The organism is Desulfonatronum sp. SC1, assembly GCF_003046795.1.
Classification (GTDB): Bacteria; Desulfobacterota; Desulfovibrionia; order Desulfovibrionales; family Desulfonatronaceae; genus Desulfonatronum.
In genome coordinates this window covers 1-24,041 of sequence record NZ_PZKN01000038.1, presented here as the reverse complement: position 1 = coordinate 24,041, position 24,041 = coordinate 1, and the positions used below count along the sequence as shown (strand labels likewise).

21 protein-coding genes are annotated in these 24,041 nt (G+C 59.7%); 6 read left to right on the top strand and 15 right to left on the bottom strand.

Going from position 1 to position 24,041, the window contains the following annotated elements; all coding sequences use genetic code 11:
• Window positions 1–41: 41 nt before the first annotated feature.
• From C6366_RS16325 to C6366_RS16275, 10 genes are all read right to left on the bottom strand, one after another.
• A complete protein-coding gene (locus C6366_RS16325) occupies window positions 42–1,802 on the bottom strand; it encodes a type II secretion system protein (RefSeq protein WP_107739864.1) in 1,761 nt (586 codons plus the stop codon).
• 155 nt (window positions 1,803–1,957) lie between these two features.
• Window positions 1,958–2,965 carry a type II secretion system protein gene (locus tag C6366_RS16320; protein WP_158269834.1) on the bottom strand — a complete coding sequence of 336 codons (1,008 nt, stop codon included), beginning with the start codon at window positions 2,963–2,965 and terminating at the stop codon, window positions 1,958–1,960.
• A 492-nt stretch (window positions 2,966–3,457) separates the two neighbouring features.
• Entirely contained in the window at window positions 3,458–4,501 is a 1,044-nt protein-coding gene (locus C6366_RS16315) for a type II secretion system protein (RefSeq protein WP_233248546.1), read from the bottom strand.
• Window positions 4,502–4,913: 412 nt separating this feature from the next.
• Window positions 4,914–6,083, bottom strand: a complete 1,170-nt coding sequence (locus C6366_RS16305) for a type II secretion system protein (protein WP_107739858.1) — start codon at window positions 6,081–6,083, stop codon at window positions 4,914–4,916.
• A 138-nt stretch (window positions 6,084–6,221) separates the two neighbouring features.
• Window positions 6,222–6,938 (bottom strand): hypothetical protein, encoded by a 717-nt coding sequence (locus C6366_RS16300; RefSeq protein ID WP_107739856.1) that lies wholly within the window; start codon window positions 6,936–6,938, stop codon window positions 6,222–6,224.
• A 748-nt stretch (window positions 6,939–7,686) separates the two neighbouring features.
• Window positions 7,687–7,896, bottom strand: coding sequence for a hypothetical protein (locus tag C6366_RS16295; RefSeq protein WP_199221549.1), 210 nt, complete (start codon window positions 7,894–7,896; stop codon window positions 7,687–7,689).
• Window positions 7,897–8,666: 770 nt separating this feature from the next.
• Window positions 8,667–9,761: a hypothetical protein gene (locus C6366_RS16290; RefSeq protein WP_107739854.1), complete on the bottom strand. Its 1,095-nt coding sequence runs from the start codon at window positions 9,759–9,761 to the stop codon at window positions 8,667–8,669.
• Window positions 9,758–10,870 carry a mechanosensitive ion channel family protein gene (locus C6366_RS16285; RefSeq protein WP_199221548.1) on the bottom strand — a complete coding sequence of 371 codons (1,113 nt, stop codon included), beginning with the start codon at window positions 10,868–10,870 and terminating at the stop codon, window positions 9,758–9,760. Before C6366_RS16285 ends, C6366_RS16290 begins: the two co-directional genes overlap by 4 nt.
• A 77-nt stretch (window positions 10,871–10,947) precedes the next feature.
• Window positions 10,948–11,592 carry a YkgJ family cysteine cluster protein gene (locus tag C6366_RS16280; protein ID WP_107739852.1) on the bottom strand — a complete coding sequence of 215 codons (645 nt, stop codon included), beginning with the start codon at window positions 11,590–11,592 and terminating at the stop codon, window positions 10,948–10,950.
• Window positions 11,593–11,627: 35 nt separating this feature from the next.
• The gene (locus tag C6366_RS16275) at window positions 11,628–12,998 is read right to left on the bottom strand and encodes a sodium:solute symporter (RefSeq protein WP_107739850.1); all 1,371 of its coding nucleotides are present in this window, start codon (window positions 12,996–12,998) and stop codon (window positions 11,628–11,630) included.
• Between the two features lie 244 nt (window positions 12,999–13,242).
• Here C6366_RS16275 and C6366_RS16270 point away from each other — a divergent pair, with 244 nt between their 5' ends.
• Window positions 13,243–13,905, top strand: coding sequence for a GPP34 family phosphoprotein (locus tag C6366_RS16270; protein WP_107739848.1), 663 nt, complete (start codon window positions 13,243–13,245; stop codon window positions 13,903–13,905).
• A 25-nt stretch (window positions 13,906–13,930) separates the two neighbouring features.
• Entirely contained in the window at window positions 13,931–15,544 is a 1,614-nt protein-coding gene (locus tag C6366_RS16265; RefSeq protein ID WP_107739846.1) for a Na/Pi symporter, read from the top strand.
• 39 nt (window positions 15,545–15,583) lie between these two features.
• Here the strand turns inward: C6366_RS16265 and C6366_RS16260 are convergent, their stop codons facing one another.
• Window positions 15,584–16,024 carry a hypothetical protein gene (locus C6366_RS16260; RefSeq protein WP_107739844.1) on the bottom strand — a complete coding sequence of 147 codons (441 nt, stop codon included), beginning with the start codon at window positions 16,022–16,024 and terminating at the stop codon, window positions 15,584–15,586.
• Window positions 16,025–16,046: 22 nt separating this feature from the next.
• Entirely contained in the window at window positions 16,047–17,075 is a 1,029-nt protein-coding gene (locus tag C6366_RS16255) for a serine protease (RefSeq protein WP_107739841.1), read from the bottom strand.
• A gap of 211 nt (window positions 17,076–17,286) precedes the next feature.
• Here C6366_RS16255 and nifU point away from each other — a divergent pair, with 211 nt between their 5' ends.
• Genes nifU through C6366_RS16235 form a run of 4 tightly spaced genes read left to right on the top strand, consistent with a single transcriptional unit; the run spans window position 17,287 to window position 20,799 of the window.
• The gene (gene nifU, locus C6366_RS16250; protein WP_107739839.1) at window positions 17,287–18,132 is read left to right on the top strand and encodes a Fe-S cluster assembly protein NifU; all 846 of its coding nucleotides are present in this window, start codon (window positions 17,287–17,289) and stop codon (window positions 18,130–18,132) included.
• Entirely contained in the window at window positions 18,129–19,313 is a 1,185-nt protein-coding gene (gene nifS / locus C6366_RS16245; protein ID WP_107739837.1) for a cysteine desulfurase NifS, read from the top strand. The genes nifU and nifS overlap by 4 nt, the downstream gene beginning before the upstream one ends.
• Before the next feature lie 16 nt (window positions 19,314–19,329).
• The gene (gene epsC, locus C6366_RS16240; RefSeq protein WP_233248545.1) at window positions 19,330–20,268 is read left to right on the top strand and encodes a serine O-acetyltransferase EpsC; all 939 of its coding nucleotides are present in this window, start codon (window positions 19,330–19,332) and stop codon (window positions 20,266–20,268) included.
• A 21-nt stretch (window positions 20,269–20,289) separates the two neighbouring features.
• Window positions 20,290–20,799, top strand: coding sequence for a zinc ribbon domain-containing protein (locus C6366_RS16235; RefSeq protein WP_107739833.1), 510 nt, complete (start codon window positions 20,290–20,292; stop codon window positions 20,797–20,799).
• Here the strand turns inward: C6366_RS16235 and C6366_RS16230 are convergent.
• From C6366_RS16230 to C6366_RS16220, 3 genes are all read right to left on the bottom strand, one after another.
• Window positions 20,787–21,620 (bottom strand): S-adenosyl-l-methionine hydroxide adenosyltransferase family protein, encoded by an 834-nt coding sequence (locus tag C6366_RS16230; protein WP_107739831.1) that lies wholly within the window; start codon window positions 21,618–21,620, stop codon window positions 20,787–20,789. The genes C6366_RS16235 and C6366_RS16230 overlap by 13 nt on opposite strands.
• A gap of 123 nt (window positions 21,621–21,743) precedes the next feature.
• The gene (locus C6366_RS16225; protein WP_107739829.1) at window positions 21,744–23,159 is read right to left on the bottom strand and encodes a sigma-54 dependent transcriptional regulator; all 1,416 of its coding nucleotides are present in this window, start codon (window positions 23,157–23,159) and stop codon (window positions 21,744–21,746) included.
• Between the two features lie 32 nt (window positions 23,160–23,191).
• Window positions 23,192–23,917 carry a phosphate/phosphite/phosphonate ABC transporter substrate-binding protein gene (locus C6366_RS16220; RefSeq protein ID WP_107739827.1) on the bottom strand — a complete coding sequence of 242 codons (726 nt, stop codon included), beginning with the start codon at window positions 23,915–23,917 and terminating at the stop codon, window positions 23,192–23,194.
• Window positions 23,918–24,041 lie beyond the last annotated feature (124 nt).

The window sequence follows — 24,041 nt, the reverse complement described above, 5'->3', positions numbered from 1 at the left end:
ACGTGCTTTTGTTGGTTCGAAAGTTGGCTGGGGTATTCAGTTTATTCGTCTGCTTCGGGGTCGGGGAAAGTCTGAAAGTCTGAAGCGTTCAAGTTGACGTTCACATTCTTTGCCGGATGGCCGTAGGTACTGAAAATCTTCCACCATGCGCTAACGCCCGGACTCGGCTCATCACCTCCGTCTTCCCAGCAAACCAGATATCTGCCGCCGGTGACGATCTGCTTATCGCCGTCGTTGTCGCCATACTTGGCCTTGAACACGCACAGATCATCGATCATCTCGAAAGAATCAGGGCCGGGTTGATCAGGCAACACCCCGTACATCATGCATTTGATTGCATCGCAGTCGTCTCTCGCGGTAGCCAGCGTCACATCCAAAAAACCCGGCAGCCATTCATTGCGCCGGACGATGCGCACGATGTTGTCTTCGTTTTCCTCGTTCTTTGGATCATAATCTTCCAAAGCGAATTCCGCTGTCCTGTCGTCATCAACATGACCATCCGGCGCGGGAAAATAATAATTCCCTGATTCCCCGCCGGAAAGAATCATGAACTGCTCCACGTCGTTGCCGTCGATATCCTCCAGAACCTTGAAAAAACGATACGGCCTGTCCCAAGCGTCCTTGAGTTCTTCGCTCTCAAAAGTCCCGTCCGGCGCTTCAAGGTAGGCGTGCCGCCAGCCCACGCCGAGCCGGCTGGCTTCCAACTCGCCCCGCTCCCAAAGCCCTCGAGGCTGCCCGTATTTGAACAGTTCGATTTCATTGGGATTATCCGGATCATCCCATTGTAGCTCCCATTTCCCGGTCCCACTGACAGCAATATCATCTTCGCAATCGACCATATTATCCCCGTCATCACGGCACACCCAGTTAAACAGCTCCGGCCAGTCCAGAAGATCTCCGGTATAGCCGGTATTCGGGCCGGAGGGAGACTCGCCGATCAGGGCGCGAACGATGCTGTCCATGTGGTCCTTGGTGATGAAGATCAATTGTTGCTTGGAAGTGCTGCGCAAAGCTCGCGCCGCCACTACCGCCTCCCAGTCGCTTTTATGCAACGCCCTGATAATCTTGCCCTGGTTTTCCGGGGAATCCTCGTCGCAGTTCTGCTCATACCCTGGTTCGTACCCAAAACCCTGCTGTCCCATGGAAACGATGCAGAAGGTTTCGCCGCCGTCCGTGATAAAAAACCGAAACGCCCTGTTCCAGCCGTCCGTGAGCTGTTCTCTGCCTTGCAGGAGATGGAAATAGCCCCGGTCCGTCTCGTCAAGCAGCTCGTACTCATCCGGATTTTTTGCGTAATTACTACCCAAGGCCGGATTACGGGTCACCGGCGGGGTCAGGTAAGGGCCTTTCCAATCATCTTTAGGGAGGGCATGCTCATCACTTTCGTCGGTTACATACCGAGTCCACAGCCCACGGGGCTGGCCCAGACTTTCCTTAGCCATGTCCGATACCTCACCGAACGGCCGCAACCACTGGAAGCGATCGTCGACAAACTCGCCTCGCTTTCCGCCCACGCCGCCATTCCCGCCCGGCTCGAACAACTTGGGCCAATCACCCATGTCCCCCACATACCCGCCGATGGTCCGGCCCATGTCGTAGGGGTCCTTGAGGTGTTCATGTCCGAGGATGGCTTCAACAATGGAGTCCATTTTATTATTTGTCACCCGTTCCCGCTGCGAGTCGCCCAATGTTTCCCGCATCGGCCAGATCATGGCCGCAACAAGCCCCATGATCCCGATCACGATGAGGATTTCCAGGAAGGTGAAGCCGGACTTGGCGTTCACACCATGCTCTTGGTTCATTGTTCGCCTTTAAATAGTAACGGACTACTTCTTCGTTCTTCGTTCGTCGTTCGTCGAGAATCCAGTTCCACCCATCAGTCTCCACACTCTCGCGCATGCACCAACGAAGAACAAAGAACGAAGAACAAAAAAAACGTCCCCCCTCTCCCTCATCCCTAAGTCTCAGTCGCTGGATCAATTATCTCCCACGTCAGATTATTTTCCGGATCATTCCCGAGAAGCCCTGAAGGGGAGTAGATGTTGAAGCGGTAGCGTGGTTGCACGGTCAGCAGGTTGAATTCCCGTACCGGGCCATTCGCGGGTCTGGCGGTGATCATTTTCAAGTGGTCAAGACTTGAAGTTGCATTCATCCGGTCCACGGTAGCCTGTAAGCGAGGCAGGAGAAGGCTGTAGTGGTTCCAGGTGGTCCGGTCATTGCGCAGGCCGTCAGGGCACAGACCCGCCGAGGAAATAATATCTTTGTTGATCAACTCGGTTTCCGGCCCCAGCCCCAGAATGATTCGACCTATGGAATCCGGGTGGGTCCAGCCGGTGGTCCTGATGCTCGCTTCCGTCGTGGCCGGCCCGATCCAACTTGCCGGACCAACCGAGGTATCCCATCCCAACCCCACCATGAGCACGCCCAGGTCGGCCCGGATACGGGGATCATCGTCATTTACCCCACGCCCAACCTGGCGCATGCGGTCTTCTCTATCTCCTTCAACGATTGGAGTAACGACGCCTTCATCAACCCCATGATAATCATAGCTGTTCAGGTTATAGAGAGTCATGATCCCCATCCGCCGCAGTTCCCGGGCTTCATCTTCATTCAGGATATGCACGCGGAGGTTGAGCCGGGTGAAGAAGTCCTCGTCAAAGGTCACCTTGCCTTCATGGACCAGATTTCCTTCATGAGTCGGCATTTTGTATCGGGCTGATCGATCATACTCATCCGGACCTCCGTCCTCATAGACCAGATTGACCAAGCCCGAAGGAAAAACCTCATGATCCTCCCAGTACGAAGCCACGGCCGCGGTCATGCGCTGTTGGTTGTTGTCCCGGATGACCACCCCGGCCGCGTCCCTGATCCCGCCGAAACGCGGCGAAACCATGGCCGCTATCAGGCCCATGATGCCGATGACGATGAGCACTTCGAGCAGGGTAAATCCAGATTGTCTTTTCATGACTGCACCCTCACGGGTTATAAATGTTCTTTGTTCTTCGTTCTTGGCTCCTGGGCAGTTCCAGGAGGCGAGGAATAAACCCTGTATGTCAGCGAAACCGCATCTCATTCCCCTCCCAGGAGGGGAACTGCACCGCGCTCCTCGCGTAAATCCCTTATCTACTCGCCAACCCCTCATCCTGTTCTGGACTCCATTTCACCGCGTCAGCAAACGAAGAACAAAGAACCAAGAACGAAACAACGCCTCCGGCAAACGAAGAACAAAGAACCAAGAACGAAATAACATCTTCGGTAAAACATCTTCTCATCTCACCCAGGAAGGAGAAACCGCTTGGAGGACTCGTACGAGGTGGACGAGGCGAACGATCCCCTTCCTGGGTGGCATGCGAAGATGAAAGCAATTCTTATTATTAAAATCCACGGGAGGAGCCGGAAAGCTCCTCCCGCGGGGTTGAGTGTTGGAATGGAGGATTAGGTCAGGTCAATATCCAGCCTAGTCTTCGAAGAATTCTTCCAAAGCGGTTTCAGCGGCTGTGCGGGCAGCTTCAGTATCGTCAGCAGCGGCGTAGATCGCCCATTCCTCGAACTCCTCAGCCGTGGCGAAACGATGGCCTTCCGGGCATTGGGTGATGAACATGTAGCCGGGCTGGGCTTCTTTCAGGTTGAACTCACGAATGGAACCGCCGTTGGCCTTGGCGAACAGGTAGGTCATCATGCCGTCTTCGTAGCGATCAACGGTGGCTTCCAGGCGCGGCAGGAGCACATTGTAGTTGTTCCAATGCACATCGTCTTTGTTGATCCCGCCGGGGCACAAGCCGGCAGCGGAGATCATGCCTTCCTTAATCAGGTCGGAATCCGGGCCGATGCCCAGCATGATGCGGCCGAGCCAATCGGGGTTGCCCCATTCGTCGTAGTCAGAATTAAGAACGCCGGCAGTCGTAAGCACCCCGGGGCCTTCAACATCAGAAGTGGCATCTTCAGCACCCATGCCGACCATGAGCACGCCCAGGCCTTCAGCGACTGATACACGACGCAGGGTGGACTCTCGGTCATCTACAGCGATAGCCGCATCCATCTGGTCATACTCATCAAAATCAATGCCGTCGTAGTTGTAGGCATTCAGGTTGTACACAGAGCCGATGCCCATGGCGCGCAGTTCAGATACTTCAGCCGCGTCCAGGATATGCACCTGGAACAGATTACGCTCGAAGAACTCCTCAAAAAAGGTGGCCGTTCCCTCGTCCGGGTATTCCAGTTCGCCGGTGTGCGTGGGACGGAAGTATTCGCCATCAGATTCATCCACCAGGTTGACCATGCCGCCGGGCAGTCTGCCTTTCTGTTCACTATACGCGGACAGGGCTGAGATCATCCGCTGCTGGTTCGTGTCGCACACCACGTCGATGGTGCCGTCGGTGATGCCCGCGAAGCGCGGGGCGACCATGGCGACCAGGAAGCCCATGATGGCCACGACCACCAGGATTTCCAGAAGGGTGAAGCCTTGCTGTCCTTGTTTCCGGTTCATTTTCCGTTTCAACATGAGATTAACTCCGTATAAAAAATGAGGGTTTGAATGGAGCAGCAACTCACCCCCAGAGTCTACCGCGAAACAAAATAACCACGAACTCGAATCTTCCAGGCCGGTGAAGAGAATCCCCGCCTACGTCATCCCTGACGTACTTAAATCCTCCCCACCACCTCTCCCCTTCCGGCCCCTCGCCGCGACAGGGGAAGCGTTTTACTTGGTTGGCATCACCTCCTTAATAGTGTTTTTCTGTTCGTTGTTCTTCGTTCTTTGTTGTCTGGCGCGGACGGGTTGGAGTTCAGCCGATGGATCTGCTTGCTCCTCTAAATTGCCCTTGCCGGGTTGGCTGGTGGTTGCGGAGATGCCAAAGCATCCCCGCAACCCGCCAACGACGAACAAAGAACAACGAACGTTGAACATCATTCATTTACGGCAACTCGCTCACGTTAAAAACCAAGCTCCAGCGCAAATCCTGCTCCGTGGGCATGGAAGCGAAATCCCAGGTCGCGTGGGGTTCCAGCAGATCAACGACCCGCTTGGCGTACTGGGCGACACCATCCTGGATCACGCCGGCACCGTTAACAATCTCTCCGGCTGTCAAATTTGTCCCAGCGGGATAGCCCACGGCAACGATCTGCCCGCGGTTGGGGTTTGCGGGATCATTAAAGTTGGTCGGGAGGTTCCGTGCGGAGTTGGCATCCACGATATTGGTAAACGTGGCCGCCTTGAGCCGCTCGGAAGTGGCTGTCAGCCGGGGCATGAGGATGTAGTAGCCGTCCCAGGTGTAGTTTTCCGTGGTGGTGGCCACCGGGGTGCGGCCGGCATTGGAGGCCATGCCGCTGGTGACCAGTTCGGTTTCCGGTCCCAGCCCGAACACGATACGCCCGAAACTGTCCGCGCGGGGAGCGGACGGCGGACGGGGAGCACCGACATATAAGAATTCCGTGGCGTCATCCGCCTCGAACCCGACTATGGACATGGCCACGCCCACGCCTTCACGCGGCACCACGGCCTCCATGTGCGGTCGCTTGTCATTTTCCGCAACCACTACAACATTGTTCCAGTTATAGGTTCTTTCCGTATGGTCAGCATCAGCTCTCCTTCCCACCGTGTCCCCGGCCTGAACAGGATTACCATCCCAAGACGACCCCAAAACCTCGCCGTACTGGTTCAGGTTGTACATCCGGCTGACGCCCAGGTTGCGCAGTTCTCTTGCCTCGTCATCGTTCAGAATATGGATCATGAACTTGTGGTTGTTGTTGTGGTTGAAGCGCAGCACCTCTGGTCCGTCTCCGGGATCCTCGTTGTCCACGTAGGGGATCTGGTAGCGGGCATCCGCCAATGTATCACCATCGGTCATCACCAGATTGACCAGTCCACTGGGATAACGGCTTTTTTGCTCATAGAACGCCGAAATCATCTGGTCTCCCCTGCTCTTGCTGGTGTCGCCGACAACCTGAACCGTCCCTTCGGTGACCCCCGCGAACCGCGGCGCGACCATGGCCACCAGAAAGCCCATGATAGCCACGACCACCAGGATTTCCAGCAGGGTGAAGCCCTGCTCTCCTCGTCTGTACCGCTTCCTCAAGCCTGTCATGACAAACCTCCGTTTCCGTGCTTCCGCGTCGATCCCCCACAGACCGCGACGCAACCGCATGATAGAAATCGTTGCCTCTTCATCGCCAGTCCCGCACCGGCCGATACCGTTTTTCGACACTTCCCTCTTTCAGGCAGCCTATTGCTCCGCGGCTTGAGCCCGGGCAGCGCGGCGCTGTTCCCGGCCAAGCCTGTCCAGTTCGCCGGGGTTGATATGCCCCCAGGAAACAAAGGTGAATACGTCGGACGTTTCGAACAGATCTTCAGGGGCCATGGTCGGAAAAACTTCCTGCACAAGCCGGCGGGCCTCGACGCGCCGCTGTCGCTCAGCATCCGTAATGGTTCCGGCCTTCTGCTTGGCGCGCAGATCGAACCAGTCCGCGGGCCACAAGCCGTCCTTGTACTTGACGATCACGCCCTGCATGGTGGATTTGCGGTAGAACTGGAACACGAAGTTATCCGCGCCGCCGCTGATCCCGGCCGGAGGCCAGGTCCGCTGCCTGGGGTCGTCGCGCATCAACAGGTCCAGGAAGTCAATGCTTCCACCCGCCGACGGCGTAACGATCACCAAGTCCGCCAAATCCGCGGGCTCGTCGCCGAACAGCACCCGCAAACCATGACTCGTCGCCAGAAAGGCCGATGACGAACTCATGCAACTGTTGCCGTAAAACTCGAAAACATCGGTCAAGGCCAAATGTCGCGCCTGGCCGTCCTTGACAATGGTGATGGGCGGCAGGTTCTCAATCTCCGCCGGATACTTACCGCCCGCAACCGGGCCGGGCGAGATCCACGTTCCCAAAATCAAGGCCAAACTCAGCAAGCCAGCCCCCACCGTCTTCCTTTGCAACACCGTCATTCCGTTTACTCCTTTCGTATTGATCGATCCGTGACGAAACGTCGGCCATCCAATCATTCTTTCCAGTCACAACATCGACGCCTTCGCGTCAGCTATTCATCGGATTGCGCCCGTGCTTTTCTCCGCTGCTCCCGAATCAACCGATCCATCTCTCCCTGCTCAAGTTGGCCCCAGGCGACGAAAGTGTAGACCTCGGGCTCGGTAAACAGCTCCAGCGGGGCGTATGGGGGGAATTCTCAATGCCGGAGCGGCGATCATTTCTTCTTCAGACTGCAGAACCCACCCCTGGCCCCTCCCAGGAGGGGAATCTACGCCGTACTTTCCGCGTTCCTTCAGCCTTGGCCATGGAGAGCAGGACCAAACCCCACGCATCTGCGGTCCACTCGCCAGGTGTCACGCTTGGATTCCTGGAAAACTTCCAAACCCCACGCATCCGCGATCCACTCCCCTCCTCGGAGGGACCGGGGGGTGGGTTGACCGACCGGCACGACCGACGCCCCGTCCCCACGCTTCCCAAAACAACGAATGGAGGATCGTCGTTTGGGTTCGGCGCGGGTGTGTTGGAGCGCCGGTCGTGTGTTGCGTACCGGCTGTGAAGGAGTGTTGATGTAGTCTGCCTGACAGATTTGCCGGTAATCAACGGTACGCACCACTTGCCGCCCGTCATCGTCGTCACGGAAGGTCGCCGAGTGAAAGGCCGATCCGGGAGGTAGGGAGCGGCTGCTCGCGGGAGACGTGGAGGGGCGCATCACTTCCCCTCCTCGCGAGCGCCTTCCGGCCAATCCACCACAAAGCGGTATTCCTTTCCGCTGCTGACGATGATTTCTTTTTGACCCCGCCTGAGGAAGCGCATCTCCACGGTGACGGTCCCGAAGCCGTCGTGAAGATAGAGGTCGGTATAGAGTTCGAGGATCTTTTCGAGGATCGGAGTATGTACTCCTCGCAATACATTGGTCACGCCCGTCTCCTGTTTCGTTTCCCGCCCATTGTCCGAACTCTGAACCGGGTTCGGCCTGGGCGCGTGATGAGAACAGTCGGGTCGGCCGATCGGGTCGGACGATACACCAGCATAGATCATTCGAACGGATTGCACTTTATACATACAACGTAAGGATTCCAATTATCATTTTCCTGTTTCTGTTGATCTCCACCACAACAGGACAAGTCGCTCGCCCTTGCCGATCCGGACGGAACCATGGCCTGAAAATGTACTGACACAAAAAAAAGCGGAACCACGGCATAACAGGGAAACATCTCATTCTCCCTACGTATGTGCCGTCGTCCCGCCCCCACTTGCTCCGCGACCGCTTGCGCGTCCGAAGCCCGTAGAACGATCCGTGACCGAATTCGAGAATACCTCTAGCCCGGAATGAAAAGGCTGTCAAGAGTTTTGAAAATTATTTTCAAGACCAGTGAATTTTCGTTCTTGGTTCTTGGTTCGTTGTTCGTGGTTCGCTGGACCCGTCCACCCGTCACCCACCCCCGGCCCCTCCCAGGAGGAGAATTGATTGCCGTCGGTTGGGAACGGGGTAATGTTACTGTGGTCGAGCTGGGAGGTGGAGGGGAGCTCGGTGCAAGCTCCCCTCCTGGGAGGGGATAAAGGGGTGGGTTAGGGGACTGGTCCGCGATTCCGCGCGGATTCAACTTTCCACCTCAACCTCCGCACATCCTCCAATTCCCAACAAAGAACCAAGAACGACGGACAACGAACGAACAACCACCCCGCACCTACCGAACCATCATCAACGCCGCCGCCAGTTCGCGGCAATGCGCTTCCAGCCGGGGCAAAATGACCTCCAGTTCGGCGCGGGAGAACAGGCTCAAAATCGATTCATGTCCCTCCAGAAGTTCTTCGGCGGAAAAGGAAGGCAGCAATTCGGCCAAGCCGCCCAGCGCCCCCGCGTCCTCTCCAAGTTCCTCGACGGCGGCGTAAAAACCTTGCAGCGCGGCCAGCATCAATTCCTGATCCAGCCAGCCCCACTCCCCGACGCCCTCCACTCGGTCCAGGCGCATCCGCAGAGCCAAGTCCAGCACAAAGGCCAGTAAGGCGGAAAGAGGGTTTTCCGTCTCGATCAACGGGCCGTGCTGCCTGGCCGTGGTCAGCCGGACCTGCACGCCGTTATCGTCCCAGCGGACGATGAAGTCGCCGGCGGCGTGACTCCAGGGGTGGACGCAGGCTCCGGTGGCCGGGTCGAGGCACAGGGTTAGAATCCGGCCAGCCTGAAAAAACACCTCCCGGGCTTGCTCCGCGCCCAGCCGCCGGATGCCCTGGTCGTGATCCCAGAGCGAAAAACCGCCTTCCTCGGCGACATGAAACTCGTGAAACCCCGAAAACCAGGTAACAATCAGAAAGGTCACCGTCTCGTCATCCCGGAAGGCCAGGGGCCGGGGCAGAAACGCCCCGCCAGGAGTCCGTTCCAGGCTTTCCATAACCAGGGCTTCCCGGCGCAAGGCGTCTCGTCCTCGCGGGGAAATCGCGGTCAACGCGGCAAACCTGGACCTGACGTCGTCCTCGGCCTTGTTCTCCGCCCCTTGCCTCCAAACCAGCTCCAGACTCGCGGGATGGTAAAGCGCTCCATGCTTTTCCGCACGGATCACGATTCCGTCCGGCAGGGTCGGGCGATCCAGGCTCCTTGCCAATATCAGAGGCACGGGTTGGTCGTCGCTGGCAAGCATCCCGGCGATGGCCGCGAAATACTCCCCATAGGTGGTGCCCTGATCGCATCCATCCAGGCCAACATCCATCATATTCGCGGTCACGGGAAGGTCGCCTCCGGGCGAGGCCACGAAGCAAGTGACTCCCGACAAGTCCAAAACAGTCATGCTTTGCCCCCCGTTTCCACTTCAGCCCGGACCCTGGGCAAGGCCCGGGGATATTCGCGCTGGATGAAGTCCAGCAGTTTCTCCCGAACATGGCAGCGCAGATCCCAGGCTGTCCCGGCATCCTCGGCGCTCATCAGAGCGCGCAGTTCCACGGTGCGCTCCTTGGCGTCGGTAACCTGCAGTCCGGCCACCCGCCCGTCCCAGCTCGGACTGTCCTCCAGAATCCGGTTCAGCTCCCGGCGCACCTCCTGCACCGGCACGGTGTAATCCACGTACAGGAACACCGTGCCCAGGATGTCCGACGAAACCCTGGTCCAGTTCTGGAAAGGCCGCTCCATGAAATAGGTGATGGGCACGATCAACCGGCGCTGATCCCAGATCCGAATCACCACGTAGGTCAGGGTTATCTCCTCGATTCGCCCCCACTCCCCTTCCACGATGACCACGTCGTCCAGCCTGATGGGTTGGGTCAGAGCCACCTGGATTCCGGCGAACAGGGTGGCGATGCTACGCTGGGCCGCGAAACCGGCGATGATGCCGATCACCCCGGCCGAGGCCAGCAGGCTGACCCCGATCTGGCGGACGTTTTCCAGGGTCATCAGCATGGAGGAGACGGCGATCACGGAAATGACGAAAATCAAAATCCGCCGCAAAATCCCCAGCTGCGTGTGCATCTTGCGGGCTCTCAGATTGTCCCGGATGTTGATCTGAAACCGGCGCAGCACCAAATCCTGAAGCAAGGCCGTGAAACGGATCAGGGACCAGGCCACGGCCATGATGAAGGCCATGCTCAGGAAATGCCGAAAGGTCTCCAGCAGTTCCTCGGGCATGACCAGGGTTGGCGCGACCACCGTCAGGATCAACAGCGGGAAAAGCAGCCGGGAGGGCGCGGCCATGTGCCGGGGAATCAGGGCCAGTACCCTGTCCGGCTGGCCCGACTGGCCTGACTGGTCCGACTGGTCGGGAGCAGCCTTGCGCAAGACGTGAAACAGCACCGCGTGCAGCATCAAACCGACCGTCAGGGCCACTGCAACCACCGTCAGGGACGTCCCCAGTCCCCACCAGTCGATTTCCAAAAAATCGTTCACCAGTTCGTGAAGTTCCTGCATGCCTTCTCCCGTCGTCATCTCCTCATTTCAACCCGTGAAGCGTTGATTCTCAACCAATGCAAGGCCAACTCCACTCTTTAGCCCCGCCGCTGCTCATCGAACTGGCGCATCTTCTTGGCCAGCTCCTTCCAGTTGCACTGTTGAAGCACCCGGACCTGGCGATGGATGTGGTTTTCCTTGATCGCGATTTCCTTGTCTCTTTCATCCACAATGCCGTAAAACGGCAGCGTCACCCAGAAGGCCCTATTCTTGAAGGCATCCGAAGGGGTGAGCACGTCCTGGCGGCGGTTGTAGAACGGGTCCTCGTCCTCGGCGCAGGGCGTATCGAACACGTTGAACTGTCGGCAGGCCATGGGACGCAGAGCGTGAATGGCGCAGGCATCGTCGACCAGAAACGGGCAGGGGTTTCCTTCCTGAAAAGCCTCCAACTGACTGACCAGGGCCTCCCGGGTCTCGCCCGTCGTTTCCTCAGTACAGTACCAGGCCATGCCGGCCATTTCCAATGGATAGACCGGGACCGCGGCATGAATCCGGCAACAGTTGGCGCAGCCCTTGCGGCAGGCCAATTTACGTCCTTCGGCCTTGGCCTGCCCGACAAGCTCCTGTTCCACTCCCTGATCCACAATGGAATGGGCGTCCAAAAGCAGGGCCAGCCAGGTCAGTTTGGCTTCGGCTTCGGGAAAGCTGAGCCGTTTTTCGGGATAAACAGGTTGCACGTCCATTACTCACTCTCCAGTTTTTGGTTTCAATTGCTGCCTCATACCCCTTCCCGGCCGTTCCGATCCACCAGGACAAAAACCGTCAGGTTGGCCAGCACGCCCACCACCAGGCCATGGATGCCCCAGGGAGCGCCCAGGACGTAGTTCCAGATCAGCAGGGCCAGGATACCGGCCGCGGCACCGCTCAGAAAGCGGGTTTGGCTGACCTTTCGCCCGGTCACGGCCATGACCAGGGGCACGAGAATGATCGGGGCCCAGAAGTTGTAGGAGTAGATCAGGATGTCCAGAACGCTTTCAATGGACACGGCGAAAATCACGGCCAGAATCCCCACGATCAGGGTGAGGGCACGGGCCAGGGCGACTTCCCGATTCTCGGGGATGGGGATCTTGCGCAGGGGTTTGATGACGTCGTTGATGCAGCAGATGGCCGCGGCGTTGAGGAAGGAGTCCGCCGAGGACATGATGATGGCTATCACCGCGGCGATGACGATTCCCTGCAACAGCGGGGAAAGGGCCTGCTGAATGACGAAGGGCAAGGCCAGATTCGGGTTGATCGTGGGATCGAGGACCAGGGCCACGAGGCCGATCAGCCCGGTGACCGCGAAGAACGGAATGGAAAACAACCCGCTGTACAAGGTGCCCCTGGCCACGTCACGGGTGCTTCGACCAATGAGCAGCCGTTGCAGATACGGCGGAACCAGGGTTTCGCCGAACACGAAAGTCAGGAAGAGCGATGCCAGGGCCACCAGCGCCAGGGGGTCGGTGGGCAGGGTCAGGTGGTCCGCGGGCACGGTGTCCAGGACATGGCCCCACCCGCCGGCATACTGCACGCCGAAATACAGGGTCAGGGGCATCCCCACGGCCAGGATCACGAACTGGACGATGTCCGTCCAGACCACGGCCCGCATCCCGCCCACGGTGGCGTAGGTGATCACGATGCCGCAGCCCAGCAAAATGCCCCAGATCCGCTCCATGCCCAGAAAAAGATTGGTCACGTAGCCGATGGCCCCGATTTGGGCCCCCAGGATTCCGGCGCAGAGAATGAAGCCGAACAGCCCGGAAAAGACCTTGGCCGCCTTGCCGTAATGGACCTCCATGATGTCACCCACGGAAATGGCGTCCGGATAGCGGCCCATGCGCGGGGCGATGAAGGCGGCCACCAGGATTTCCTTCAGGCTGAAGCCCCACAGGGCCACGATGTTCACGACGCCGAACAAAAACACCTTTTCCGCGTTGCCCATGGAAAACCCGCCGCCGATGAATGAGGCGGACAGTGTGGCGAAAATCACCATCGAGCCAAAGGACTTCCCGGCCACGGCATACTGGGAAAGGTTCGAAATCCCCCGCCCGGCCAGGATGCCGATGAGCAGAACTGCGAACAAATACGTAAAAATGATGGCGTTGGTCATGTTGTGTTGCCCTTTTTATGGAATGCGTGGATACCGATCGCGCTTCTTACCCATGGAGACGCTCTAGCGCAAACCTCCCACGCGAGGTTGAGAGCCGGTCTTTCCCATTTTTTTGACTGATTCGTGAAAAAGGGCTTGCACTCAAAGCCGTTGTGGCTGTACGGATGCGGATCAAGTAGATGGTGCCGCCCCGCCTCACGATCGTGAGACGGGTATTCCACTTTTGCGCAAGGAGACTTACCCCATGCTGACATTTGCCGAAGAAATCCTGCTCTTAAACCTGGACGACAAAAAAGGTTCCTTTCTCTCCACCGTGCCGGAACAGGCCCTACGCACCGCCCTGGCCGGAGCCCTGTTGATGGAGCTGGCCGTGATGAACCGCATCGACACGGACCTGGACGCCCTGCTTGTGGTCGCCCCCGATCCCACCGGAGATCCCCTGCTGGACGAGGTTCTCCACCACATCCACACGGGAGAGGCCGACCAGCCCGCGGCCTTCTGGCTGAGTGAAATCGCCTGGAAGATCGACGACCTGCGGGACCGCATCGTCCAGGGCCTGGTGGAGAAAGGCGTGCTCAAGATCGAAGATCGCAAAGTCCTCTGGGTCTTCCCGCAACGCCGCTACCCGCTCCTGGACGACCGCGAAGTCAAGGAAGTCCGGGCCCGGCTGCGGGATCTGCTCCTGGGCGACGACATCCCGGAATACCGGGACGCGGTGCTCGTGGGCCTGGTCCACTCCTGCGGCATGGTCGACATCCTGTTTTCGGACCAGGAACTGCCCCAGATCATGCCCCGGCTGACCAGACTGGCCCAGCTTGACCTGATCGGCCGGGAGGTGGATCGGGCCATTCGGGAAATCATGATGGCCATGACCGCGCATAATATCCGGGGAGTCGGGTTCTACTAAACACCAATCTGATCACGAGGCCGTCATGGAAGGGATTGGAAGCCTGATCGGAGGCATCGGCGTCTTTTTCGTCGGCCTGCACCTGCTCAGTACGGCCTTGAAACAAATGGCCGGACGCCGGTTTCGACTGCATTTCGCGAAATGGGTGGGAACATCGGGTCGGGCCGGACTCGTGGGGCTCACGGCCGGGTTCCTGTCCCAGTCCATGTCCGCTTTGTCCTTCATCGTCGGCAGCCTGGCCGGGGCCGGGATGATCCCGGTCCGGCGGGGGATGCTGGTCATCTTTTGGGCCAACGCCGGGATCGGGATCATGATCCTGCTGGCCGTGCTGGACATCAAGACCGTGGTGTTGCTGCTCCTGGGCCTGGCCGGAGTCAGCTTCGCCTTCAAGCGCCCACGCGGCTTCGAAGCCCTGTCCCAGGCCCTGTTCGGCGGGGCCATGCTCTTTTACGGGCTGATCATGCTCCGGGCCGGGGCCGAACCTCTGGCGGAAATGCCCTGGTTCGAGAGCGTGCTCATGGCCGGCCATTCCTCCTTCCTGTTGGCCTTCCTGGCCGGAGCCCTGCTCACGGCGCTCTGCCAGTCATCCACCGCGGTATCCATCCTGGCCATCGCCATGACCCAGGTCGGCCTGTTCTCCATGGAACAGACCATGATGATCATCTACGGCACCAACGTGGGGTCCGGGGCCATAAGCTGGCTGCTGGCCGCGACCATCCGCGGAACGCCCAAGCAACTGATCATGTCCCAGGTTCTCTTCAACTTCATCGCCGGACTGGTCTTCGTCTCGCTGTTCTACCTGGAATTCCTGGCAGGCGTCCCTCTGGTCCAGGCCCTGGTGAACAGCCTGGGCCTGCCTCTGGAACAGCAGGCGGCCCTGGTCTACCTGCTCTTCAACTGGGGCGGAGCCGTGGTTCTGTCCCTGCTCCTGACGCCTTTCGCCCGGGGCATCGAGCGTTTCTGGCCGGCCACGAAGGAGGAGGAATGGTCCCGGACCCGCTTTCTGCGCGACGACCTCACGGACGCCCCGGAACTGCACCTCGGACTGCTTGCCAGGGAGCAGGCCCGCCTGATCTGCCGCCTGCCCCAATACTCGGCCATCCTCCTGGAACAGATCCGGGACGACCGGGGCAAGGTTCTGGAGGCCCTGCACGCTTCCTTTCTGGCCGTATCCAGGGAGATCGACGCCCAAAGCAGCGACCTGCTCGGTCGTCCCTTGTCCCATAACGGTCTGGAACTGCTGCTGGTCTTGCAAAACAAGCAAAAACAGTTGGAAGCCTTCGAAAGCCTGCTGTTCCAGTTCTCCCTGAGTTGCCGGGAGTGGACCGGCAACCTGCGCTCAACCTTCCAGGGTACCTTCCTCCAGGGACTCGACTTCCTTCTGCACACCGCCTGCGAGGCCGAAACCTCGGATGACGAAACCGACGTCCGGCAACTGGTCCGCCTGACCCAGGACAAAGGCGACGTCTTCCAGTCCATCCGCAACGCCTACCTGAGCGGCGAACAGTGCATGGACATCCAGGACCGCACGGCCTTCCTGGAACTGACCGGCCTCTACGAGCGCATGGTCTGGACCCTGGGCCGCATCGCCGCGCTTCAGTCGACTCAGAAGCGGTTGGCCGGTGTCACAGATGGTTAGGAATCATGCCGGAGTTGGGCATCATGCCAGAAAGGACTGTTACCCCTCGGACTTCTTGCCCGACGAGTTCAAGGACAGAACATAACTGTTGATGCCTTCCTGGTGCCAGTAGCGGGCTTCCAGGGAGTCCAGCAGCCTGCCCGCGACGCACAGTCCCAAAGCCTCGAAGGTTTTGACCTGCAGCAGATGAAGCTGATCGGTCCGGAGATAGTGGTCCAGCGGACCACGTATCCCCGGGTACTCGATCACCACCTGAAATCCATCGTCTTGAACCCGGAAGCGGGCGGAGATGTCCGCGTTGTGTTTAGAGGTCTTGATGGTGTTCAGGGCATAGAGAAAGACTTCCTCCACGGCTAGTTGCAACCGCTTGGAGTCCTCTTGCGGAGTCTTTCGCACCCGACACAGCGCCTCCAAGCCGGCATTGACCACCACGACCATCTCCCGGCGCGGGGCCACGGTCACACGAACCACTTCCATCATCGCCAACCTCTTCGCAACACGATCAACGCCGGTCCGCCTCCACTCCGGACGCGGGTGCCCCCGTCCCCATGAAGCGCCGCCGGATCGTCCAGACCACTAAAAATCCGGCCAGAATCAGCCACTCGCCGCCCAGGCCCCGTCCCGACGCAACGGTGCATCCACCGCCGCCTCCGCCGTCCCCGGAGCAATCGCCCACTCCGGAAACGCCCTTTATCCAGCCGCAGTAGTTGGCCACCCGGACATAGACGCCGTAGATACCCGCGGTTCCGCACTGCAATCCCCAACTGGTCACCCCGGCTAGGTAGGCGCCCCCCGACCCGTCGCGAACCAGCATCGGTCCTCCGGAGTCTCCTTGGCACGTGTCCCTGGTTCCGTCTCCGGGACCGGCGCCGATCATGTTCTCGGTGATGCTGAACAGCGGCGGCGGATAGGCCAGAATCAACGCGGCTTGACTGACAATGGGAAATTGCGCCTCCTGGAGGACCGTTGGGAAGCCGCCTCGCGGTCCCAATGCGCCCCAGCCCGCGACCCAGGCCGAAGCGCCAGGGTTGGTCAAACCAGCCGGGTCGCCGGGAGGAATCATCGGCAAGGCGCCCCAGGTGGTTCCATCCGCCGGCGCTCTGGCCAGCTGCAGCAGAGCCAGATCGGAATCATTGTTATTGGCGTTGTACCGAGGGTGGACCACAATCCTCGCAACGGGAAGTCGGTCTCCCCCCTGGCCGCGCAAGTCCGTTTGACCGCTGAGCACGTGCAGATCGCCGGGGGTGAATTTCACGACCCCGCTCCGGTCCGTCACGCAGTGCGCGGCCGTGAGCACCCACTGATCGGAAATCAGCGTGCCGCCGCAAAAATGGGCCCGGAACCCGTCGTCCACGCCGGCATGCAGCACGCCCACGACCCAGGGCCAATTCCTGATGTCCGTTGCCCGACCGCCAAGAATTTTCTCGACCGCGAGATTATTGTCGTCCTGACCCGCCCAAACCGGCGCGGAAACGAGCATCACGGCTCCCAGCAACCCCAGCGCCAAGCCCCTCACGAAACGCTTGTTCATGACCACTCCCTTTTGGTTGACCGGCCACTCTTATAGTTGAGCACTTTACCCGGACTTTTTTCAACATCCCGTAAAGCAGCACGTTACATGCCGGAATATCTAGATATAGCCTGAATGAACGCCCATGACAAGCCTATTGAACCCAACGTCCAAAAAGCATAGGTTCGCTGACGCACAGCAAACCCGAACACTCTTTCCAGGAGTTCCAGCCATGTGGGATTATACCGACAAAGTCCGCGACCATTTTCTCAACCCTCGAAACGCCGGCCCGATGGACGACCCCACGGTGGTGGGCGAGGTGGGCAGTCTGGCCTGCGGCGACGCACTGAAGCTCTTTCTGAAAATCGACGACACGGGGCGGATCACCGACGCCACTTTCCAGACCTTCGGCTGCGCCAGCGCCATCGCTTCCAGCTCCGTGCTCACGGAACTGCTCAAAGGCAAAACCGTTGACGAGGCCGCGGCCATCACCAACAAGGAGATCGCCATGGAACTGGGCGGCCTGCCAAGAGAAAAGATGCACTGTTCCGTCATGGGTCAGGAAGCCCTGGAATCGGCACTGAAGCGCTTTCGAGGCGAGTTGGACCCCCTGGTCAAGCCCGAGGGCGAGATCGTCTGTAAGTGCTTCGGCGTCACGGACGTCCAAATCCGCCGGGCCATCGCCGAAAACGATCTGACCACGGTGGAGGAGATCACCGACTACACCAAGGCCGGCGGCGGGTGCGGCGAATGCGTTCTTGACCTGGAGCGCATCCTGGCCGAGACCCGTGGCACGGAGCCGGCCAAACCCAAGCCTGCCGCGCCCAAGCGCAAGCTGACCAACCTCCAGCGGATGCAGTTGGTATCCAAGGTCATTGACGAGGAAATCCGGCCCAGCCTGAAAAAGGACCGTGGCGACATCGAGCTGCTGGACATCGAGGGCGCCAAGGTATTGGTCTCCATGCGCGGGGCCTGCTCCGGCTGTCCCTCCAGCCAGTTGACTATCAAGGAACTGGTCCAACGCCGGTTGCGCGACGCCGTGGACCCGGACATCATCGTGGAGGAGGTGCGCTCATGAACGTGATCTACCTGGACAACAACGCCACGACCATGGTCGCTCCGGAGGTCCTGGAGGCCATGCTGCCCTTCTTGCGGGAATCCTACGGCAACGCCTCCAGCATGCACGGATTCGGCGGCCAGGTCGGCAAGTTCATCACCGAGGCCCGGGAGCGCACGGCCCAGGGCCTGGGCTGCTCCCCGGAGGAGATCATCTTCACCTCCTGCGGCACGGAAAGTGACAATACGGCCATCTTTTCCGCGGTCCGCTCCCAACCGGAAAAACGGCACGTGGTGACCACCCGGGTGGAGCATCCCGCTGTCCTGAACGTGGCCAGCCATTTGGAAATCGCCGGGTACGAGGTCACCCATCTGAAGGTGGACGAACTGGGACGACTGGATTTGCAGGAACTGGAGGACAGCCTGCGTCCGGACACGGCCCTGGTTTCCATCATGCACGCCAACAACGAAAACGGAGTGATCTTTCCTCTGGAACGGATCGCCGAGATCGTCAAAAGCAAAGGCATCCTCCTGCATACCGACGCGGTCCAGACCGTGGGCAAGCTGCCCATTGACCTGCAAAAGCTGGCCGTTGACTTCCTGGCTCTCTCCGCCCACAAAGTACACGGTCCCAAGGGTATGGGAGCGCTGTACGTTCGCCGAGGCGTGCCGTTCCGCCCCTTCATGCTCGGCGGGCACCAGGAAAAAGGCCGACGGGCCGGAACGGAAAACGTGGCCGGGATCGTGGCCCTGGGCAAGGCCATGGAATTGGCCGCCGCCGGGATTGACGAGGAAAACACCCGGGTCAAGGCGCTACGCGACCGTCTGGAACAGGGGATCATGTCCGTCATTCCGGACGTGCGCCGCAACGGGGACCCGGACAACCGCCTGCCCAACACCTCCAGTTTGGCCTTCAAGCACATTGAGGGCGAATCCATCCTGCTGATGCTGGACCAGTACGGCATTTGCGCCAGTTCCGGATCGGCCTGCACCTCGGGCAGTCTGGAGCCGTCCCACGTGCTCCGAGCCATGGGCGTGCCCTTCACCTTTGCCCACGGCTCCATCCGCTTCAGCCTGAGCCGGTACACCACGGACGAGGAAATCGATCTGGTCCTGCGCGAACTGCCCGGCATCGTGTCCAAGCTGCGGGCCATGTCCCCCTTTGCCGGCAACGATGAAACCGCTCCGGGCTGCGCCTGTTGAGCCTTCGAGGGCTGTAATGAACACTCCGGATATGATGGAACTGAACATCGCCCCGCTCAAGGACGTGGTTCGCCGCCTCTGCGAACCGGACTCCTGCAAGGACGTCTGCCGCGCACCGGTCCACGACCAGCCCATGCCTTCGGTGCCGGCGATCACGGAAATCATGGACCGACTGCGAGCCGTTCTTTTTCCAGGCTATTTCGGGGACTCCGAGGTCACCCCGGATTCCTTGAGCTACCACATCGGAGCCGGTCTGGACCGGGTCTACCGGCTGATCACCGAACAGATCAGGCGCGGATACTGTTTCCTGTGCCGGGTCAACGAGGAGGAGGACTGCGGGGACTGTCAGGACCTGGCCGTGGATCTGGCCACAAAATTCATCACCACCCTGCCCAAGATCCGCGGCCTCCTGGCCACGGACGTCCAGGCCGCCCTGGCCGGGGATCCCGCGGCCAAGACGCCGGGGGAGATCATCTTCAGCTATCCCAGCATCATGGCCCTGACCCACTACCGCATCGCTCATGAACTCTACCACCTGGGCGTGGACATGATCCCCCGGATCATCTGCGAAATGGCCCACTCCAAGACCGGCATCGACATCCATCCCGGCGCGGAAATCGGCAACCATTTCTTCATCGACCACGGCACGGGCACGGTGATCGGCGAGACCAGCATCATCGGAAACAACGTCCGGCTTTACCAGGGCGTGACCCTGGGCGCGAAAAGCTTCCCCAAGGACGCCAACGGCCAGATCATCAAGGGCCTGCCCCGCCACCCGGTCCTGGAAGACGACGTGATCATCTACTCCGGCGCGACCATCCTGGGCCGGGTGACCATCGGCAAAGGCTCGGTCATCGGCGGCAACGTCTGGGTCACGGACAGCGTCCCCCCCGGCTCCCGCCTGATCCAACAACGCCCCAGCTCGCAGCTGTTCAGCGATGGCGACGGGATTTGAACAGGAGACCATGGAGTAACGATGCCCCTTTACGAATTCTACTGCCAGGATTGCCACACCATCTACAATTTCTTTTCTCCGCGGATCAACACGGAAAAGCGTCCGGACTGCCCCAAGTGCGGACGTCCGGAGTTGGAGCGCCGGGTTTCCGTGTTCGCCATTTCCAAGAATCGCCCGGACACCGGGGATAGCGAGGACGGCATGGACTGGATGCCCGACCTTTCCGGCTTGGACGAGGTCAAGCTGGAACGGGCCATGGCCATGATGGCCCGTGAGGCCGAAGGCATGGACGAGGATGATCCGCGTCAGGCGGCCCAGTTGATGCGCAAGCTCCGCGACGTCACGGGCATGAACTTCGGGGAGGGCATGGAGGAGGCCCTGGCCAGGATGGAAGCCGGGGAAGACCCCGAACAGGTCGAAGCGGAAATGGGCGACATGTTCGAAAACATGGACTTCAGCCCCACCGGCGCCAAAATGCTGAGCCGCGCCCTGCGCGCGCCGGCCCGGGACGAAACGATTTACGATATGTGAGGCGGGCAAGCGGCCCCCGAACACTCCATCGCGATCCGCATTCCAGGCGCGAGCCCGAGCACGGCGGCCGCGTTGCCCTGGTTGGCCGCCAACTCCCAATAGCCCTGACTTCCGACCAGCACTCCGACCCCCGCCGCCGGAATCTCCGCGTAAGTCCGCACCGGAGTCAGCGGCTGAAGCAACGGCGCGAGCAGTTCGACTCGTTCCAGCCCAGCTTCGGGCCAAAGGCTTTCCGGCAGGTTCAGTAGGCAGTTTCCGAACCTGTCCACATGCAGGATATGGGCCATGGTCTCCCGGCCTCGCTGCTCCGGCGCGGCCCAGGCCGGACGGTGCAGGGCCTCCGGGTCCAGGGGCCGTCCCAGACGTCGCGGATCAACGCCCTGGGCCAGCTTGGCCGCGGCCGGGGCCAGGATGTCCCGGCCGTGAAAGGTGTTGGAACGCGCCACCGAGACGGGCGGCATGGTCAGCTCCCAGACCCGTTCTCCGGTCGCCTCCCCGGAGTTAGGCCCGAAAACCAGGGCCAGCAGGCCGTTGTCCGGCCCCAGAAAAAAACGGCCTTCCCGTTTTCCAATCACCAGACGACGCTCGGTCCCCACTCCCGGATCCACCACGCCCACCAGCACGCTGCCTTCCGGAAAAAAACGCCAACTGGCCGCCAGGTAAAACGCACCCTGCATAACGTCAAAGGGCCGGACCTGGTGACTGATGTCCACGACCGTGGCCTCGGGAGCGAGGCCCGCCAACACGCCCTTCATCTGCCCGACATACGGGTCTTCCTGCCCGAAGTCCGTGAGCACTGCGATAGTTGGCCTGGACGGCATCCTCCGGCCTCTTGCCAAACACACGGGTCGCATTGCATGTCGCCTCATTATGACCATACCGTCCTCGCTTCCTAACCGGCAAAACCACTGCCTCTGTACGGCGTTTTTCCGTTGAGTCAGCGCCTATGTCTCCCCGGCCTTCACCTTTTTGATCCGCTTGTTCAGTGCTTGCCGGGTAATGCCGAGCATTGCCGAGGCTTTGGACTGGTTGCCCTTGCTCGTCCGCAGAGCTTGTTCCACCAGAATTTCCCCGGCCTGTTGCAGTGTGGGGAGGGGTTCGGGGTACTGCCATGAGGTGGAGCGAGCCGGATTTCGTTGGGTCGTTTCCAGGCTGGCAAGGCCGATCCCCGCGAGGTCGGCGATCTTTTGCTCCAGGATCGCCATGCCGCCTCCGGCCATGGCCGAAAAGACAAGGGACCGGAGTTCCCGGACATTGCCTGGGAACCGATACGACGTCAGCAGTTCCGCGGTACGAGGAGACAATGGCTCCCGGTTCACGTTCAACTCGGAACATGCCTCGGTCAGAAAGAACTCGGTCAGAAGCGGGATATCGTCTCTCCGATCCCGCAGGGGCGGGAGATGGAGGCGATAGGTGTTGATTCTGTACAGCAAATCCTCCCGAAACCTACCATGGCCTTCAGTCGCTTCCAGCTCCCGGTTGGTGGCGGCGATGATTCTAGCCGTACATGTCCTGGGCGTGTCCGAGCCCAGGGGATAATATACGCGGTCCTGAATCAGCTTGAGCAATTTGACCTGGGAAGCCGGGCTCAGGTCGCCGATCTCATCCAGGAACAATGAACCGCCGGCGGCCCGCGCCACAAGCCCTTCGCGGGACTCGCGGGCATCGGTGAACGCCCCCTTGACGTGCCCGAACAGCGTATCCGCGAAAACGTTATCGTCCAGGCCGGCCGCGTTGATACCGACGAACCTACCTTTACGCCCGCTGGCTTCGTGCAGAGCCGCGGCCAGAAGATCCTTGCCGGTCCCGGTTTCTCCGGTGACGAGCACGGGCTCGGACAGGGAAGCAACGACCTCCATGTAACTGAAGATTGCCCGCACCCGGGCATCCTGAGTGATGATCCCTTGAAATATTTCCGGCCGGTCCAGGCCGCCCGTGAGCAACTTATGCCTGAGCCTGAAATTCTGCTCCAGAACCGCGGCATGGCTCATGGCCCGGAAAACCGTGGTCACCAACCTGTCCGCGTCCACGGGCTTGACCAGATAGTCGAACGCTCCGGCTCGGATGCACCGAATCGCCGTATCCGCTTCATTGATCCCGGTGACCACCACCACCTGCATCAGCGGGCTACATTCCCGAACCCGCCCCAGAACCTCCTCCCCGGATATGTCCGGCATGGAAAGATCCAGCAAAAGCACTCCGCTTTCCCGCTCCGAAAATAGCCCCAGAATCTTCCGTCCATCATGAAATGTCCGAACGTCCTGAAAGCCGAAGGATTTGAGCGTCAAAAAAAAGCTCCGCGTCAGAGCCTGCTCGTCGTCGAGAATGTAGACGGGAAGATGTGGTATGGAATCCGGCATGATCGTCACTCGTAGCGGGGGGGGTGCCGAGGCTACGGCGAAACCGGGCGCAAAGTCGCGTCGCTCGCCATTCGTCGATAGTCCTCAATAAACCGTCGCGTGGAGTCCAGCACGGAACCAGGGTACTTGCTCAACCGCGAACTCTGGAAGACGGTCAGAACCTGTTGCCCCCCGGGAGTGGTGTGCAGATTCAGCATGGCCTCCTCAAGCTGATCTCGCGTGGTTCCTTTCCAATCCGGTCGGAACACGAACATTTTGGGGACGAGCGGCGGAGATTCATGCATGATCATGAGTTCGTTGCGCAGTTGCGGATTCAACTCACATGCCAGTTCAAAGGCTTCCATGGTGACCAAAGCGCCTTGGGCCTGATGAAAAAAGACCTGTAAAATTGCCTTGGACGGATTATCCAGGGTCTCGACGTCCATTGCTCCGTGATCCACCCGCTGTTCCGCAACCTCCGCAAACAGGGTCTCCAGCCAGGGCAAAGCCAAAACCATATATTGGTTATTGAAAAAAACCACCTTGCCACTCGCCAGATCCGCGAAGTCCTCGATGCCGCTCTCACGATGAACGAGGAGCACGTACCGGACATGAAAAACGTGGCTCTGGGTGGGAAGATAGACATAATCCGGCTCCATCCCAAGAAGCATGGTTTCCTCGGTGGTCAGGGTGGCCGCATCAATGCCGCCCCGTTCATACGCCGCTCGCAACTCATCAAGGGAGTCATACATTGCTATTTCGACTTCCTCCTGAATCACTAGTGTCCCAACGTTTAATCAAAGAAACTCAACTGGTTAGTGTTTGACCGAACTTCGTTTTCGTAGCTGTAATTTCCAACTATCTGTAATAATGGATTTCGTTCAAAGATGTTCACGCTTAAAA